A 15,900-nucleotide genomic window follows, 5' to 3' on the forward strand; every position below is an offset into this window, starting at 1 on the left:
TCCCAGCACTCGTGTCTGGTCGTGGAGGAGTTCGGCGAATGCCGCTGCTGCTCCAGAGGCGTCTCCCGCCTCCCCTTGCCAGGACGCCTGACTGTGGCGGGTGGCGAGGGTGTCGGGGTGATCAGGTCCTAGCACTCGTGTCTGGTCGTGGAGGAGTTCGGCGAATGCCGCTGCTGCTCCGGAAACGTCCCCCGCCTCTCCTCGGTAATGGGCCAGGGTGTGGCGGGTGGTCAGGGTGTGGGGGTGATCAGGTCCCAGCACCCTCATCCGATCAGACAGGAGCTTGTCGAGTTCGGTCGCCGCGGCCGCGGCCTTGCCGGCTCGTCCTCGCCAGTAAGCGAGGTTGTGACGGACGTTCAAGGTATGGGGGTGATCGCGGTCAAGGGCATGCTGGCGGATGGCCAGGAGAGTGGTGTAGTGGCCGAGCAGGGTGTGAATGGTGTCGATAGGCAGGGTCGGGGCATTGGGAAGGAGGTTGTCGGGGATCTGGAACAGGATGTGCTCGAGTTCCTCGCTCAGGGGCTGGTCGTGTCGTTGCGATGAGGTGAGGTCGCGGTAGGGGGCGAAGTAGGCGGCGAACGGGCCGGGGCCGGACGTAGCCACGGTGCCGGTGTCGGCGGCCTGGTGCTTGCGCTGCCAGGTGTCGATCACTTTGGTGGCATATGACCGGGCTGTGGTCACGCCGTAGGTGTCCAGCCACTGCTGCACCGCGAGGACGGTGGGCGGGTGCACCTGCTCACAGGCGTAGAGGATCTTGGCCTCGATGGTGATCCTGCTGGCCAACGCGATGGCGTGGACGGTGTCGCTGAGCAGGTTGGAGGCAGGTGTGTTCGCCGGTGGGCTGGTGTCGGCGGCTTGCTGCTCGCGCTGCCAGGTGCCAACCACGCTGGTGGCATATGACCGGGCTGTGGTCACGCCGTAGGTGTCCAGCCACTGCTGCACCGCGAGGACGGTGGGCGGGTCCACCCGCTCACAGGCATAGCGGATCTTGGCCTCGATGGTGGGCCTGCCGGCCAACGCGACGGCGTGGACGGGATCGATGAGCTGATCAGAGGCAGGTGTGTTCGCGGGTGGAATTGGCCCAGCGTCGACTGTGGGGTCGGCGTCGAGTGTGGGAGCAGGTGTAGGGCGAGGGGTGCGTCGGCGGTTGCGACGGTCGTCGAAGGCGTGGTTCCACAGGCCGGCGAGGCGGTCGCATTCGGTGTCGGGGTCGAGGCCGCGGACGCGCTCGGCCAGGACCGCGACGACCCAGTCGAGCAGCTCCGGGCGGGGCAGCTCGGGGCTGGTGAACATCTGGTGGATCTTGGTATGGGAGGGGGCGCCGCGGCCGTGACGTTCACGGAGTTCTCCGGCGATCCAGCGGCTGCTGCGGTGCCCGGTGCGGGCGTGCAGTTCGTGCAGGGCGTCATTGAGTGCGCGCAGGGGCCCGTCGGGCAGGTCCGGGCGGCGCCATCCGTCGTCCACAGCCGCGTCTCCCTCAACATCCAGGTGTCACGGCGTGTCCGCGAGTGTCAGGAACAGTAAACGATCAGGCCCTCAGGAGCCCGCAGTGGGGTGCGGTGGTCCGGATTCCGCAACCGGGAAGAGCGGTGAAAGGCCTGGGAGATTCAGTCAACGTGCGTCCAGGACTGTAAGAGATCGTCAGAAACATGGTTTGACCTGCGTATACCTGATCCCAACAAGAACGGGGCCGACCGCCGAATCAAGACGCGGTGGGCCCATGTCGAAGGGGATCTGATGTTGTGGACCTGGATGCTCGGCGCGTACCTGCTCGTGCTGACCGCGATCGTCGGCTGCGCCGGCTACGTCGCCTTGTTCGTCAGCAACCGCGACCGCGCCGAGCGGGCCTCGCGGATCCTGAAGACCACGATGGTTGCGGTGACCGGCGGCGGCGGCACCGTCGCGGTGATCGTGCGCCTGCACGAGACCGGCCTGCTGTGACCCGGCAACACCCCGTGGCCGCGCCCCGACCCGAGACGACGCCCTCACCTCCCCGCGTGCTCAACGCGGCACGGCCAGCCGCAGAAGAGGAGGAGCCGATCCCGGTGGCCTCGCCGGCGTTCAAGGCTGCCCCGACGTACCCGACCGGCGCCGACATCAGGAGGCACGGTGCCCTCGGCCGGGTCGGTACCGGGTTTGGGTGCGCCCGGTGAGGTGGTGGCGCCAGGCGGCGCAGGGGCAGGTCGAGGCGTCAAGGGCGGTGTCGGTCGCGATCACCAGGACAGGTCGAGGTCTAGGCGTCGACCTCGATGGGCAAGGCGAGTTGGCCGCCGAGCGGTCGCGCCGCTTCGGCGACGCGGCCTGCGGGTGCCGCTCGCAGGCACCGCAGGCAGGTCACCGTGTCCCGGGTGGGCCGCAGGTCTTCGATGGCCCATCCGGCCACCCCGACGTGGCAGGCCGGTGCGGGCAGCTGCACTCCGGCCATCCACCGCGACATCGCCACCGCGTGCACCACCTTCGAGCGGCGGATGGAGAGGTTGTGGTCGCGGAACCGGGCCATCGCCTGCATGGCCACGGCGGACAGCAGCCCGGTCAACGGGTCCACGGCAGCGGTCATGGCGCTCATCGTGACATGCCCCCACGACGGTTCGCGTACCTGCGACCCCCGCCCACATCCCAACCACAGTGCGCTCACCGCGGCGCCAGCGCGCAGGGGTGGGGTGCCGAGTGGCCATCGAAACCCTGTCGAGGAGGCGTTCGAGCAACCTCTATCGCCAGCTCGACAGCGATTACCAGGTTCAGGTGAACGACAACCTCCGCGAGCTCGCCGACAACGTGGTCGGAGACGAGCACTGGGACTCCGGCAACTGAGCAGAGGGAAGGGCCGGGGCCCGCTTGTCCCCCGCTTCTTGTCGCGTGCGCTGATGGCCAGCGGTTCCCCGGCGTGCACTCTCACGCGGGTGTGAGGAGTTCACCGAACAGGACCTCAAGACACTGATCGCCCTGCTCAGCCGGGACCGGTGGACGATTCGTCGATCGACACCAGCACGAGAACGCAGAACACGTCTGCACACCGGCGCGGGTGGTTCGTCAGCCCCGGTCGGGGCCGGGGGCTTCGAACGACACCCAGGTCACCACCAGCACGTCGACCCGATCCTGGTCGGTCAGCAGTAGGTAGGTGATCAGGCCCTTGCCGTCGTCGAAGACGAATTGGCGAACCGCGCCGTCGGGGTTGGCCGGGTTGAGGGGCTGGCCGCGCTCGGGCACCAGGGCCAGCACCTCGAACGCCTGGGCCAGCGCGGCGAGGGCGGCGGCGGGCAGCGCGCGGATCTGCTCGCGCGCGGCGAGGTCGATGTCGAGCTCGTACGCCACGAGAAACCAGGTCGTCCGGCCGGTCAGACGCCGAGGTCGGCGCGCAGGTCGGTCCAGGACACGCTGCCGGTCCGGGGTCGGCCGGTCCGCGTGATCTCGGCGGCGGCCGCGACGGTGCGCCGCTGCGCGTCGGGGTCCTGGCGGGTCAGCCAGGCCACCCGGCGCCACCCCCGCAGCACGTGCTGGAGCTGCTCCAAGCGCAGCGTCTGCCGGGCCGCGGTCAGCGCCGCGTCGAACGCGGCGTCGAACTCGGCCTGCTGCTCGGGCAGCAGACCCGCGCGGATCGCCTCCGGCGAGCCGAACGCCGCAGCGGCGTCCCGGTCACCCACCCACTCCACGGCGGGCTCGACACCGTCGTGCGCGCGACCGGGCTCGGGCAGGGAAGCGGCGGGAAAGGCCATGCCGACACGATAGCGCCGCCAGCGGCCCACCGGTGGCCAGCGGCGACGGGGGCAGCACGGCAGACCGCATACTCGCAGGTCAGGGGGATGATCAAAGTGAAACGCCCTCAGAAGTGGAAACCTGAGGGCGTTAGCAGTATAATGGCCAGTGCTCTCTCATACGAGAGGGCGGGCACCTTCCCAGGCCACTTCTGATCGGCAAAATCGAAGTTACTCCCTTTGCGGGGAGGCTGTGACCGGAAGACGGCGACGCTGGACACCGACGTCCACTTCGCCCGGTGCCCTTGTCCTGTGACAAGGAGACACGTGACCGCACCCGCAGAGATCCGTATCGGTGGACTGCCGTTGCTCGACTACGCGCTGGCCAAGCCGCGTGATGCGGTGAAGCTGGTCAAGGAGCACAAGCGGCGCTACCTCGACCCCACCGTGCCCGCGTGGGCCTACTACAGGCACCTCTACATCGCGATGCGCGGGGCGGCGAACGCGCCGAACCCCCGGGACACGATCGACGGGGTGGTGGCCTGGGCGGCGACGAAGGGCGACTGGCGGCAGGCTGCGTACCGGCAGGCCGGGGAGGGCTACCTGCGCCTGCTGGCCGCCAGCCGCGGCACAGGAGTGAAGGTCAACACCATGCAGTGGCACGACGGGCCGCTGACCATCACGCTGAACAACCTGATCGGCCTGCGGAGCAGGGGCGACAAGCTGCTGATCGTCACCCCGTACTGCAAGGCCCCCGAGCTGGACCAGCAGTCGGCCGACCTGCTGCTCCAGATCGTGCAGGAGGCCTGCGGGGGGCTGGGCACCCCCGTGCTCTGGGACACCCGCCGCGGCCGCGAGTTCAAACTCAACGCCCGCACCAACCGCCGCGACCTCAGCACCGCCGTCCACGGCCTGGTCGCGAAGTACCTCATGGAGTGGAACCTGGCCGCGTAACCCTGCACACGACCGGGCCCAGCAGGATCACCTGCTGGGCCCGGTCCGCAGGATCTGCGCCCACGCGACGTCGTGGTTCAAGCGGCACGGTGCGCGCTGTCGGCGAAGGTGAGCAGGTCGCTGGGAACGGGGGTCTCCACGGTGACGTCCACGGCGGGGAAGTGCACGGCGTAGAAGTCGCGGCCGCCGACGGTGCCGACCAAGTCGCCAACCACCCCCGCGGCGCCGGGGCGTAGCTCGACGCGCTCCTCGGGGAGGGGCGGGCGGAGGTCGCCTCCGCTGACCGCGGCCCGGTAGGTGTCGGTCTCTGCGGCCAGTGTCGTGCCTGCCCACCGCACGTCCCGGCCGGTGGGGTTCCCCTGTTCGGACGACGGTTTCATGCCCTGAATCATCTCTCAGTCCTCGTCCGGGGCCAAGCCCGGCTGTTCGGGGACGCTGGTGACCGTGAGGTCGATGTCGGTCTCGGTGGCGTCCACCCCGCCCAAGCGCACCCGGGCCCGCCACGTCCCGGCCGAGTACGGCGCCGACAGGCGGATCTGGGCCACCGGTTCGTCGAGCAGGTGCAGGAGCACGTTCCTGCCCTGCGGGACCCAGTAGTCGTCACCGACCAGGATCTCCAGCACCCCATTGATCACCAGCGACGCGGGTGGGGGCAGGCAGGCGACCACGACCAGCGCGGAGACCACACCATCGCGGACGACGAGGGGGTCGACGGTCACGACGACGGGCTGCTCCGGCTGCACCCGGGAAGTGTCTCGGTCCACCGCCGCCCGGTGGGCAGTCGGGTCGAGCACCCACCCGGTCATCCCGAAGACGCGATCACCGGGTGAGGTCGGCGTTCAGCTCGGCCCGAGCCACCGGGGGAATACCGCACCCCGGCCGTGCGTCCCGCCTCCGGTCCCGCACCCCGGGGGGCGGTGACGAGCTGACCGGCGCGGCCTGGTCGTGGCCACCGCCGATGGGCACGCCATGCGGGTCGTATATGTGTGGGGGTCAACCAGCGGCGACTCCGGTGGCATCAACGGGGGCAAGTTTGGTGGCGGCCTGGGAAAGCGCCTTGCGGGTCATCGGTCCGGCGGTGATCCGTTCGCGGGGTGGTGGCACGTCGTCGGTCGGTTCGATCCGGGAGAGGTCTGGCACCCACAGCAGCGATGCCAGGTTGCTCCGCAACTGGCATGCCAGCTCACGCGACTTGTCTCTCAGTTCCGCGGTGACCTGCTCGTCCGCATCGCGGCAGAATGCGGAAACCAGCGTGGTGAAGGCGGGCGTCTGGCGGTCGACCACGGCCGCCTCGTACCGGGACGACCACACCCGGCCCAACACCGACAGTTCGACGTCAGGCTGGGTTGTGGTGATTGGTTCAGCCTCGCCCAGATCTTCTTTGGAAACCCGCCACTCCAGTTGGAGTTGCTGGGCGACTTCCCTTGCCAGGCGGAGGTTGTTGGTGTGGTGGACGAGTTCGTTCGTCACTCTTTTCAGATGATTGACGCTGTTGGTCAGGGGGATAGCCGCCGTCCTGCGCATGAGGTCGGGAAGCTGCTCACTTGCCACCCAGACCGAGAAGTCGGCTTCTCGGTTCCTCTGCATTGCGGTGGTGATGCGGTCGGCTTCGGTGTGCGCGTCGTCGATGATGCGCTTGGCGGTGTCCTTGGCCTGGCGGACGATCCGGGCGGCGTGGGCGTGTTCGGAGAGGACGTCTTCCCGTGTCTGGTCGTGGTCGGTGGTCTCGAAGGGGGTCCCGGCGGCGATGTGTTCGGCGGCGGGGGTGTGGAGGGCGTTGATGAGCACCTCGACGTCGTCGAGGGCGTCGCGGGCGCCGGGGGTGTGGTGGTGGGTGGCGGTGCGGTACCAGCGGCGTGCGGTGGCCAGGTCGCCCCGGGCCTGGTGGTCCTCGGCGAGGGCCATGGCGTCGGCGCCGATGATCGCCGAGTCGACGTCGGCGTCGATGGCGGTCTTCTCCTCGTCGGTCAGCCGGGCGTCCGCGGCGCGGAGCGCCTCGAGGCTGTAGGGGTTGGGGGTGTTCTCGGTGGTCATCGGTTGTCCTCCTCCAGGGCTTTCTCGATGCGGCGGGCGTGATTGTTTTTGAGTGCTCTGCGGCCCGCGTAGAGGCGTTGCTGCAGGGCGCTGACGCTGATGTTCAGGCTCGCCGCCGCGGTGGCCTGGTCGAGTCCTTCGAGGTGCACCGCGATCAGGGCGTCGCGCTGCCTGAACGGGATGGTGTCGAGCAACTCGGCGAGCACCTGCGGGCGGACGATGTCATCGAGCAGCTCGTCAAACGCGGCCTGCGCGGCGGGATCGGCCAGGACATCCCCGGCGCCACGGGTGCGGTCGACACCGTCGGCGTCCTGCCCGAGGTGGTCCCCCGCACGCGCGGGGGCCTCGAAGCTGACCTTGGTCCGCTTGTTCTCCTGCTTCGGGTCCAACTGGAAGTCGGCGATCTTCCGCTTGAGGATCGTCCACATGACCTTGCGCGCGTCTTCCTCCGTGGGGACCCCGCCGGTCCGCTTCCACCATCGGTAGAAGCCCAGGGCGGTCTCCTGGCAGATGTCCTCGGCGGCCTGGGCGGCGTCGCCGATGCCGGGAACCTGCTTCACCTTCCAGATCGCGTGACGCATGGGTGCGCCCGGGATCTGGCCGAGGACGGCGGCGAGGATCGCCTCGCCGCCTCCTCTGTGCTGCTCGGGGACGGGGGACTGGTTCACGCGCGGTCGTCTCCCGCCTCGATCCGGCGCGCGGGGACCGCGCCGCCGTCCGACGGGCCTGGAGGACCAGGTGTACCGGGGATGTCGTAGGTCATCGACCAGGTGGCGCCGTCAGGTTCGGCGAACTGCACGTGCAGGCGCCCACCGTGGGCACCGGCGGTGGCGGCGAGGTGGATCGCGGTGTCGCCGCGGTCGAGAGCTCTACGGGCCTGGCCGCGGGTGTCGATCACGGCCTCGGCCACGCGCACGAAGCGCCCGGTCATCGTGTCGGCGACGATCTGCGGCGCCGGGGCGTTGTTGTCGTTGTTGGTCATCTTCTTCTCCTATGTGGTGTGGGGCTCTGTGCCCTCCTATCTGGTTCATCCCGGTCGCCGGGTCGAACCCACAGGTTCCGGTGGGGCGAGTTTCCGGGGCCCCGTAGCGGGTGGCTGTGGAGGGGCTCACGCGCCCTCTGATCTGTACATCCGACTCGGACAGCCGCACACACAGGCTCAGAACATGACCTGGGTCACACTGCGAGTGTCTGGGGTCGGTACATGCGAGCGGTAACGGTTCGTGACCGCAGGGTCGGCGGCATCCGAGCCCGCCCGGTCGGTGTTGCAAGTCGTGGCAGGTGCGGGGCAAGTGAGGATCCCGCATCCGGGAAAACAGCCCCTCTCCCCCCTTTTCCCGGGGTGAGGGGCTGTTTCCGTCGTGGCAGGTGCGTGACCTGCCACGACTTGCAACACCTGCCACGACGCGGTCTCTTCGCAGGTGAGCGGGGTGGGAACTTCTGCCACGGGACTTGTCACGGCGCTGTGGCAGGTGACAGGTGTGGCAGGTGCCCGTTGCAGAAGGTTGCAAGTGGAAGCGCCCGAGCGTGGCAGGTGGTGACAAGTCGAGAGGGGGGTCGCCGACGTCTGCGACCCCCCTCTCGGTGACTTGGGTGACGAAATCAGTGGGCCGCCTTCTCCACCAGCGCCAGCCGGTTGATCATGAACCGCCACTTGTCGCCCGCGCCTTCGGCCTCGAACGTGGGGCGCAGCGCCTCCAAGCGCTGCCGGAACCCCGCCAGCTCGGCCGCGGTGAACGGGGAGACCAGCTCGGTCACCGGCACCGGCGGCAGGTACGGGTCGGAGGTGTCCCGGACCCGACGCTGGACGTGCAGGTGTCGCTGGGAGAACGGCGAGTCCAGGGCGATGTGGGTCTCGGTGGAGTCGGAGGACTGGAAGCTGGCGTACGCCTGGTCGATGGGCACGACGGCGTCGTCGTTGACGATGATGTTGTTGCCGTTGCAGTCGACCTGGCCGGTGAGGTGGTGCAGCAGGCCGATCTCGCGGGCGCCGCGCAGGTGCAGGATGCGCTGCCACTCCTCGGCGCCGGCGGCTTCCCGGGCCGTGCGCTGCGCCACGACCCACGACACCGGGTCCATCGCCGGGTCGCGGGTCAGGCCCTGCACGGCCTGCTGCTCCACGCCCTGCCGTTGCTCGACGCTGGTGAGGCCGGGCACGAACTCGCTGAGCAGCTCGGAATCGGAGAGCTTCGCCGCGGTGGTGCCCTCGATGCCGAGGGCACCGGCGACGAGCCCGGCGAGGTAGGCGTCGGTGACCTCCTCCGGGCTCTCTGAGTCGGAAAGGTTCACCCGCTTGTAGACCGCCTCGGTGCCGTCGGAAAGCCTTACCTTCTGCACCAGCTCGGAGTTCTGCCCGCCGGTCAGCGGGGCCTCGACGGTGTGGCCGCGCCGGTAGGCGTCGGCCAAGGTGGCCGCGGCGTGGACCGGGTCGGGAACCGCGGTGGTGGGGACGGGCTGCGCGGGCGCCGAGGTGGTGGGCTCGCTGGGCAGCTCGGCCAGCCGGGCGGCCACGGCCTGGGCCAGCGGCCACACGTCGGCGGGGTCCTCCATGTCGCCCTCGCGGACCTCAGCGCGCAGGTAGGCGGGGGCGTAGTCGGCGATCGCGAAGTATCCGCTGCCCTCGTCCCACTGCTCCATGACCGCCACCTCCGTCCGGGCACCGTGCCCGTCGACCAGTCTGCCGTCCGGCCTGCGCACCAGGTAGTGGCTGGCGTACCCGTCACGGCCGCGCAGGCCGACGATCGGCCACCCGGTGCGCTCGTGCAGGGCCAGGGCCAAGGCGCCGCAGTAGCCGTAGTCGAACACGTCCTCCACGCAGGCGAACCCCTCGGGCAGCAGCTCGTCGGGCAGCAGCTCGTCGGGCCGCGCGGCGCCGGTCGCGGTGGGGAAGGCCGCCGCGCTGGGGACGGCCTGGTACTCGCCGGCGGAGTCGCGCAGGGCGCGGGCGGCTTCGTCGAGGGCGTCGGCGTCGGCGTCGACGGCGTGGGCCTCGGCGCGCAGTCGGTCGCCGGTGGCCTCCAGGCTCGGCGGCAGGGCGGCGGCCGCGGCCCGCAGGTCATCGGCCTCGCCGCGCTTGGCGGCCGCGGCGGCCGCCGCGGCGTCACCAGCGTGCAGCAGGGAGGCGGCGATCGTGGCCGGGGTGGAGCGGTCGATGAGGGGGGTGAACAGGGCCAGGTCGAGCACAGGTCCTCCCGCGCTGGTCGCGGTGGTGGGGGCGGTCATGGCCACAGCAGGGGAACGGCGGTCCACAGGGCCCAGCCGATGACGGTGAGCCACCCGGTGATCCACACCGGCCAGGGCAGGCCGGTGAGTTCGGCGAGGGCGTCGGCGTCGTCGGCGGTCTCGTGGCCGCGGATGCGGCGCACGCCCAGGTGGGCCACGGCGGTGATCTCGCTGCACAGCAGCATCCAGGTCTCGGTGTAGGCGACCCACTGCTGCACCACCACGCCGCCGCGCCACAGGACCAGGGCGGCCAGGGCGGCGATCCCGGCGACGCACCCGGCGCTGAACACGTCGCGGGTCAGCAGCAGCACTGCGACCATCGCCACGATGGTCGCGGCGAGCACGGCGGGGACGTGGCCGCCGGCGAGCAGGGCGGCGGCGCCGAGCCCGGCCAGGGCGGGGGCGGCGTACCCGGCGGCCTGGGTCGCCACGGCCGACCACCGGGTCTGCGCCCAGACGTGGGCGGCACCGGACCCGGCGGTGTGGATCTGGATGACGTGGGCGCCGCCGCCGGTCAGGCAGCTCACCGCGGCATGCCCGCCCTCGTGCACGATCGTGCCCAAGACGTTGAGGCTGTGCACGGCGCGGCGCACCCGGCTGGTGCGCGGCACCAGGGTCACCGCGCTGATCAGGGCCGCGATCACCCCGGAGATCACCACCAGGGTCGGCGACGGCGCCGGTGTGGTGGCGGTGAGCATCGGGTCCTCCAGGCGGTGACGTGGTGCGGGTGGTGGTGCTGATCAGCATCGCGGCCGGCCCGGGGTGGGACCGGAGTCTGGGGCTCCGGTCCCACCCGGTCGGGGAAGCGGTCGACTCAGCCGCGCATGGTGCTGTGGCTTGCCCACCGGTGGGCGATCGAGAGCCAGCGGTCGGCCTCGTGGACGGTGTGGGTGTCGAGGTGGACCAGGGCGGCGCGGACGGCGTCGACGACGCGCTGGGCGTCGTCGATCAGCGCTTGGGCGGTGGCTTCGTCCACGCGCATCTCCGCCCCCGGCTGCCCGCCGCCGCGAGGCCACACGCGTGTGGTCCAGTTCTGGTGCATCCGGTGGACGATCTCCGCGGCGCGCAGCAGCGTCATCCCGGTGCCGGTGGCGACGACCCCGGCCCGCTCGATGAGCCACTCGTGCACGGGCAGCAGGTCCCACGGCCAGGACACCGGCGAGCCGGGGAATCCGTGGGAGACGGTGGTGATCGTGATGGTCATCGTGGGCTCTCCCGGTGGTGAGGGGGTCGTGGTGGTCGAGGAGCAGCCGGTCATCGGGTGACAGGCCAGGCCGTGGCGGCGGGGGTGGTGTCGGCGGTGAGGGCGGGCTGCCCGGCCCGGACCCGGTCCCACATCTCCTCGCGGGCCACGGCGGCCTGCTGCCAGGCGGCGGTGGCGGTGTCGATGTGCTCGGCGAGGGCGGGGCGGGTGCGCACCGACCGCACGCCGAGCACGGCGGCGGCCAGGCCCGCGGTCACCGACGCGGCCACCACCCACCACGGCAGGTCGATCAGGGTGCTCGCGGCGAGCCCGACCAGCCCCGGCCACAGCAGCGCCCAAGCCGCCCGGGCGGCGCGCTGCGACTCGGCGGTCCCGATCGCCTCGACCCGGCGCAGCTCCCGGCCGGCGGCGGCCACGGCGTCGTCGGCGTCGGCCAGGACGTCGAGGCTGACCTCCAGGGCCAGCAGCACCCGGGTCCGGTCGGTGATGCGCCGCTGGTAGATGGCGTGGGTGTCCGACCCGCTCTCCTGCCCGTTGCGCAGCGCGGTCAGCTCGTGCACCTCGCCTTTGAGGTCGGCGATCATCTGCTCGTAGTCGTACTGGCTCATGCCGGTCTCTCCTTCACTGGGAGTAGCCACACACAAACAAACACACAGCCCCGGGAGGGGGTGGTTGGGCGTCTGGAGTGCGATGGAGGGGGTGGTGAGGGGGGTTGGTGCTGTTGGTTTGTTTGTTTGTTTGTCACCGTGGGTGACGGTCGGGGGTGGGTCAGGCGGTGGCGAGGGCGGGGACGGACAGGGTGTAGCGGTCGCGCACGGGGCGGTCGAGGTGCCCGCTTCCCACCAGTTGCCCGAGCGCGTTGGAGACCACGTTCGCCCCCGCCGCCCCGTCGTCGCCGTCGGCGATGAGGGCGTCGCGGATCTGCGCGGTGGACAGCGGCCCGTCCGCGGCCGCGACGACGGCGACGATGCGCTCGGGCCGGGTGCGGGCCTCGGCGGTCCGCATCACCGTGGGCGCGGCCATCACCGACGCGGCCGCGGTCGACCCGGTCTTCGGGGACGGCGCGGCCGACAGGACCGGCGGTGCCGACGCGGCCGGGGCGCTCGAGGGGACCGGCGCGGTGGTCGCCGTGGGCTCCTCGCCGCCGGTGCCCTCGCCGTCGACGTCGGCGGGGTTGGGGTTGGGGTCGCCGAGGGTGGCGCGCAGGGTCGCGCGGACCATGTCGTAGACGCTCTGCTTGCCGTCGTGCTGTTCGCCGGTGCCGCCGGCCGGGGCCGGGTCGGCGGCGGCCTGGTGGCCGGTGGGCTCGGCGACCCCGGCGGTGGGGGCGGCCTGCTCGGTGAGGTCCACGGCCTGTTCGGTGAGGTACGCCCAGATCTGGTCGGGGTCGGTGCGCCGCTTGGCGTACCACTCGCCGGCCATGGCGGCCGACCAGGCGTCGAGGGTGTTGTCCAGGTTGCGCCGCGACCAGGAGATGTCGGCGAGGGTGGGTCCGTCGTGCAGCTTGGGCTTGCTGGGGTCGGATTCCTGGATGTAGGGGGCCTTGAGGCGCAGCAGCCCGGACACGGCCACGTCGGAGTCATCACCCTGCGGAGGACGCAGCAGCAGCTCGCCCTTGGTGGTGGGCACGGGGGTCTTGTAGTTGTCCAGCAGGCGCCCGATCTCCGCGGCGTCACCGGTCTTGAAGACGCTCTGCAACAAGATGTTGGCGTTGATGTTGGTGCCCTCTTCGCCCCAGTTGTCGCCGGTGCCGCGCTGGGAGGCCAGGTGCCCCCATATGTCGGCGGACCCGGCGCCCTTGAGCAGGTTCAGCGTTAGCTGTGAGGGCGTCCAATACCGGCCCTGGTAGAAGGTCTTGATCTCGCGTTGGACCAGGAAGAAGCTGGCCTCGTCGAGCTCGACGTTGAGGGTCTTGAACCCCGCGCGCACCTCGTAGGGGGCGTTCTGGCGGGCGCGGGCGAGGACCATCGAGGTGGCCAGCATGAGCGCGGTGTCGCGGGGCCCGGAGGCGATCAGGTCGAACGGCAGCCGCAGGCCGGTGCCCAGGTAGGGGGTGATCCACCCGGCCAGGGAGTCGAACAGCTTCTCCGTGCCGCCGATCCAGCGGACGCTGTCGTGGCAGAGGGTGTCGTAGGCGCGCTCGACCTGGATCAGCGACGTCTTGCCCGAGCGAGTGGAGCCGACCTTGGCCGAGTGCTGGTTGATGCGCTCACGGTGCGGGCGACCGGTGATGTCGTACCCGATGATCTTGGGGTCCTTGATCGACTGCGGGCCGACCGGGTCGGTGTAGGGATAGACCACGTCGAACGGGTTGCCGATGGTGACCGTGAGCGCGTAGGCCCCGGCGCCGCGCAGCTTCTCGATGCGCACCCAGTTGGTCTCGATCGGGGTGCGCAGCACCGCCTGGAACAGCCGCGCGAGCGGTTCGGCGTCGGCCTCGGAGAGGGTGACCAGTTCCTTGCGGCCCGAGGGGCGGGCCCGCAGCAGCACCCGGATGCCCAGCGGCGGCACCCCGTGGTGCCCACCAATGGGCTCCCACGCCCCGATGATCAGCCCGGTGTACTGCCCCATCGCCAGCACCTGCTCGACCAGCAGCCGCGGGTCGCTGGAATCGACCGGCGGGGCCCCGTCCCACCGCTCCAGCTCGGCCCGGGACTGCTCCAGCTCCGCGCGGGACTGCTCGGCCGCCGCCGCGGCGGCGGCGGCCTGGCGCTGCCGGGCCTCCTCCGCGGCGGCGGCCTCGCGTCGGCGCACGGCCTCGCGCTTGGCCACCAGTGCCCGCACCGCGCAGGTGGTGGCGTAGGTGGCCCCGGCCAGCCCGGCCAGCGACGTCGTCCACACCGGCCACAGCGCCGGCTGCGCCGCCCACGCCACCGCGAGCAGGGTGTGGGAGGCGATCGCCACCGACAGCGCCCGCAGCACCAGCGCCTCGTCCTCGGCGGCCAGGTGCCCGAACAGCTCCGCACTGCGGGCCAGCTTCGGCGCGACGGCCAGGACCACGATGCCGACGGCGATCAGGACCGCCACCGAGCCTGCCGCCGACATCCCGCTCATCGCCAGCAGTGCCGCCGCCGCCCCGGAGAGCACCGCGCCGGTGGCCGACCAGAACGCCGCCCAGGAGATGACCGTGGTCGCTGACATCGTGCTGACCCTTTCGTCGCTGATCACAAGGGGTGGAGTGGGGAAGGGGGTGGGGCCCGGGGGAGGGCGGGCCCCACCCCCGGGCATCAGGCGCTGAGCTGACGCGGCCGGTACTCCTCGGCGGAGTCGTGGAACCCGCGGGAGGCCTGCTCCAGCTCCTCGGCGTCGGCGTCGGCGGCCGCGGCCTCCCGGCGCAGCCGCTCCGCCGCCCCCGAGTGCGCCACGCTCTCCGGCAGCGCCGCCGCCGCCCGGCGCAGGCCCTCGGCCTCCTCGCGCTTCTCCCTGGCCTTGAACCCGGTCTCCTGACCCACGGTGAGCAGGGACGCGACGATGGTCGCCGGGGTGGACTGGTCGATCTTGGCCGCGTACACGGCCGGGTTGAACGGCATGCTTTCTCCCTGATGAGTGGTGTTTGTGCTGCTCAGCGACGTGCTCGACGCCGAGGGACCGTGCTGCCACACGCGGCGGGCCCGCTGCGGCTCCTGCTCGCCGACGACCTCGCCCATCACGACCGTGGGCATCGGCTCCTGCTCACCCGACCGCGACCGCCCGCGCCGCTCCGGGCGACCCGGACGCACGTGCGTCTCGGCACCCCACACCCGCTGCTGCCAACCACGGTCACGGCCGCGACCGGTTTTGCCCTGCGGACGCCCCTGCGGCTGCGGCCGCTCGAACGACTGCGAGGACTGGGTGGAGGACTGGGCGGAGGACTGGGTGTTTGTGCTGCTCGCCGCGTCGCGGTCGGGGCGCGGGCCGCGCTGCTGCGGCATCCGCAGCGGCTCGCCGGTGCGGATCGCCCGCTTCGGGTAGGGCCGGACCGTGTCGGTGGGCTGTCCGGCCGGGGCGGTGGTCGGCGAGGCGGGGTCGGAACGCTGCGACCACCACTCCCGCGGGCCCAGCCACCCCGACAGCGCACTCCACGCCCGGCCGCCCCGCGGCGGGGTGGCCTGTGGCGGGGCACCCGCGCCCCTGCTCGCCGCGTTCCGCGACGTGCCGCCACCGGCCCCGGCGGACCCGCCCGCGGTCGCCCCGGTCGACGACGCCCCGGGCCTGGTGCTCGCCCCGCCCGGGCGGGTCAGCCCGAGCCCGGCGCCCGCGGATCCGGCAGCACCAGGAGCACCAGGAGCACCGGCACCCGGCTTGGCGGCCGGGGTTGTCCCCGTTCCCGGACCGGACCCATCGGGTCGGGTGGTGGTGGCGTTGGTGCTGGTCGCGGACTTGCCACCACCCGGGCCACCGGTCGGCTTGCCCGCCGAGGGCCCCACGGCCCCAGCACCGGGCGCCCCTGCGCCGGGCCTGGTGGTCGGCCCACCCGACCCGCCCGGCCCACCCGGAGCCCCGCCGGGGCCGAGGGACTTCGTGGAACCCCCGGGACCGGCGGTGACCTGCGGGCGCGCACCCGGCTTGCCCGACGGCCCCGCCGCCCCCGGACCGGCGCCCAGGGCGTTGTTCGCGCCCGGCTTGGCGCCGGCGGGGCCGGTCGGGCCCTTGGCCGCCGGACCACCCAGCCCCAGGGGGTCGCCCGAAGACTGCCCGCGACCTGGGCCTGGGCCGTTCTGGGTGTTGCGCGGCGAACCGGGGCCACCGCGTCCCGCGCCGGGGGCCGCCGACCCGGGACCGCCGCGCCCACCGGGCGCACCGCCCCGCGGCGGT

17 protein-coding genes and 1 pseudogene are annotated in these 15,900 nt (G+C 71.8%); 3 read left to right on the forward strand and 15 right to left on the reverse strand.

Annotated elements, in window-relative coordinates; all coding sequences use genetic code 11:
- Positions 1 to 1,464: tetratricopeptide repeat protein (locus tag L6E12_RS31385; RefSeq protein ID WP_236231545.1), on the reverse strand; the 1,464-nt coding region annotated here is incomplete at its 3' end.
- A 273-nt stretch (positions 1,465 to 1,737) separates the two neighbouring features.
- Here L6E12_RS31385 and L6E12_RS31390 point away from each other — a divergent pair.
- Positions 1,738 to 1,941 (forward strand): hypothetical protein, encoded by a 204-nt coding sequence (locus tag L6E12_RS31390; protein ID WP_236231546.1) that lies wholly within the window; start codon positions 1,738 to 1,740, stop codon positions 1,939 to 1,941.
- Positions 1,942 to 2,233: 292 nt separating this feature from the next.
- Here the strand turns inward: L6E12_RS31390 and L6E12_RS31395 are convergent, their stop codons facing one another.
- Positions 2,234 to 2,557 carry a hypothetical protein gene (locus L6E12_RS31395; protein WP_236231547.1) on the reverse strand — a complete coding sequence of 108 codons (324 nt, stop codon included), beginning with the start codon at positions 2,555 to 2,557 and terminating at the stop codon, positions 2,234 to 2,236.
- A 110-nt stretch (positions 2,558 to 2,667) separates the two neighbouring features.
- On the opposite strand from L6E12_RS31395, the gene L6E12_RS31400 reads away from it, so the two are divergent.
- Positions 2,668 to 2,811, forward strand: a complete 144-nt coding sequence (locus tag L6E12_RS31400) for a hypothetical protein (RefSeq protein ID WP_236231548.1) — start codon at positions 2,668 to 2,670, stop codon at positions 2,809 to 2,811.
- Positions 2,812 to 3,030: 219 nt separating this feature from the next.
- Here the strand turns inward: L6E12_RS31400 and L6E12_RS31405 are convergent, their stop codons facing one another.
- Together L6E12_RS31405 and L6E12_RS31410 are read right to left on the reverse strand one after the other, a co-directional pair.
- Positions 3,031 to 3,312: a hypothetical protein gene (locus L6E12_RS31405; RefSeq protein ID WP_236231549.1), complete on the reverse strand. Its 282-nt coding sequence runs from the start codon at positions 3,310 to 3,312 to the stop codon at positions 3,031 to 3,033.
- Between the two features lie 23 nt (positions 3,313 to 3,335).
- Positions 3,336 to 3,713 carry a DUF6247 family protein gene (locus L6E12_RS31410; protein ID WP_236231550.1) on the reverse strand — a complete coding sequence of 126 codons (378 nt, stop codon included), beginning with the start codon at positions 3,711 to 3,713 and terminating at the stop codon, positions 3,336 to 3,338.
- A gap of 306 nt (positions 3,714 to 4,019) precedes the next feature.
- On the opposite strand from L6E12_RS31410, the gene L6E12_RS31415 reads away from it, so the two are divergent.
- The gene (locus L6E12_RS31415; protein WP_236231551.1) at positions 4,020 to 4,646 is read left to right on the forward strand and encodes a hypothetical protein; all 627 of its coding nucleotides are present in this window, start codon (positions 4,020 to 4,022) and stop codon (positions 4,644 to 4,646) included.
- Between the two features lie 77 nt (positions 4,647 to 4,723).
- On the opposite strand, the gene L6E12_RS31420 is transcribed toward L6E12_RS31415, so the two are convergent.
- From L6E12_RS31420 to L6E12_RS35195, 11 genes and pseudogenes are all read right to left on the reverse strand, one after another.
- Entirely contained in the window at positions 4,724 to 5,026 is a 303-nt protein-coding gene (locus L6E12_RS31420) for a hypothetical protein (protein WP_236231552.1), read from the reverse strand.
- A 15-nt stretch (positions 5,027 to 5,041) separates the two neighbouring features.
- The gene (locus L6E12_RS31425) at positions 5,042 to 5,389 is read right to left on the reverse strand and encodes a hypothetical protein (RefSeq protein WP_236231553.1); all 348 of its coding nucleotides are present in this window, start codon (positions 5,387 to 5,389) and stop codon (positions 5,042 to 5,044) included.
- 250 nt (positions 5,390 to 5,639) lie between these two features.
- A complete protein-coding gene (locus tag L6E12_RS31430; RefSeq protein WP_236231554.1) occupies positions 5,640 to 6,680 on the reverse strand; it encodes a hypothetical protein in 1,041 nt (346 codons plus the stop codon).
- Complete coding sequence (locus L6E12_RS35595) at positions 6,677 to 7,348, reverse strand: RNA polymerase sigma factor (RefSeq protein ID WP_236231555.1); 672 nt, start codon at positions 7,346 to 7,348, stop codon at positions 6,677 to 6,679. Before L6E12_RS35595 ends, L6E12_RS31430 begins: the two co-directional genes overlap by 4 nt.
- Positions 7,345 to 7,662, reverse strand: coding sequence for a hypothetical protein (locus tag L6E12_RS31440; RefSeq protein WP_236231556.1), 318 nt, complete (start codon positions 7,660 to 7,662; stop codon positions 7,345 to 7,347). The genes L6E12_RS35595 and L6E12_RS31440 overlap by 4 nt, the downstream gene beginning before the upstream one ends.
- Before the next feature lie 620 nt (positions 7,663 to 8,282).
- On the reverse strand, positions 8,283 to 9,902 hold the full coding sequence (locus tag L6E12_RS35190) for a hypothetical protein (RefSeq protein ID WP_236231557.1): 1,620 nt from the start codon (positions 9,900 to 9,902) through the stop codon (positions 8,283 to 8,285).
- The gene (locus tag L6E12_RS31450; RefSeq protein ID WP_236231558.1) at positions 9,899 to 10,600 is read right to left on the reverse strand and encodes a M50 family metallopeptidase; all 702 of its coding nucleotides are present in this window, start codon (positions 10,598 to 10,600) and stop codon (positions 9,899 to 9,901) included. Before L6E12_RS31450 ends, L6E12_RS35190 begins: the two co-directional genes overlap by 4 nt.
- 116 nt (positions 10,601 to 10,716) lie before the next feature.
- Complete coding sequence (locus L6E12_RS31455) at positions 10,717 to 11,106, reverse strand: hypothetical protein (protein WP_236231559.1); 390 nt, start codon at positions 11,104 to 11,106, stop codon at positions 10,717 to 10,719.
- A 50-nt stretch (positions 11,107 to 11,156) separates the two neighbouring features.
- Positions 11,157 to 11,714 (reverse strand): hypothetical protein, encoded by a 558-nt coding sequence (locus tag L6E12_RS31460; RefSeq protein WP_236231562.1) that lies wholly within the window; start codon positions 11,712 to 11,714, stop codon positions 11,157 to 11,159.
- Positions 11,715 to 11,874: 160 nt separating this feature from the next.
- Positions 11,875 to 14,247: a hypothetical protein gene (locus L6E12_RS31465; RefSeq protein ID WP_236231560.1), complete on the reverse strand. Its 2,373-nt coding sequence runs from the start codon at positions 14,245 to 14,247 to the stop codon at positions 11,875 to 11,877.
- 86 nt (positions 14,248 to 14,333) lie between these two features.
- A pseudogene (locus L6E12_RS35195) lies at positions 14,334 to 15,900 on the reverse strand (hypothetical protein); the annotation flags it as partial.

This window comes from Actinokineospora sp. PR83, from assembly GCF_021056305.1.
GTDB classification, from domain to species: Bacteria; Actinomycetota; Actinomycetes; order Mycobacteriales; family Pseudonocardiaceae; genus Actinokineospora; species Actinokineospora spheciospongiae.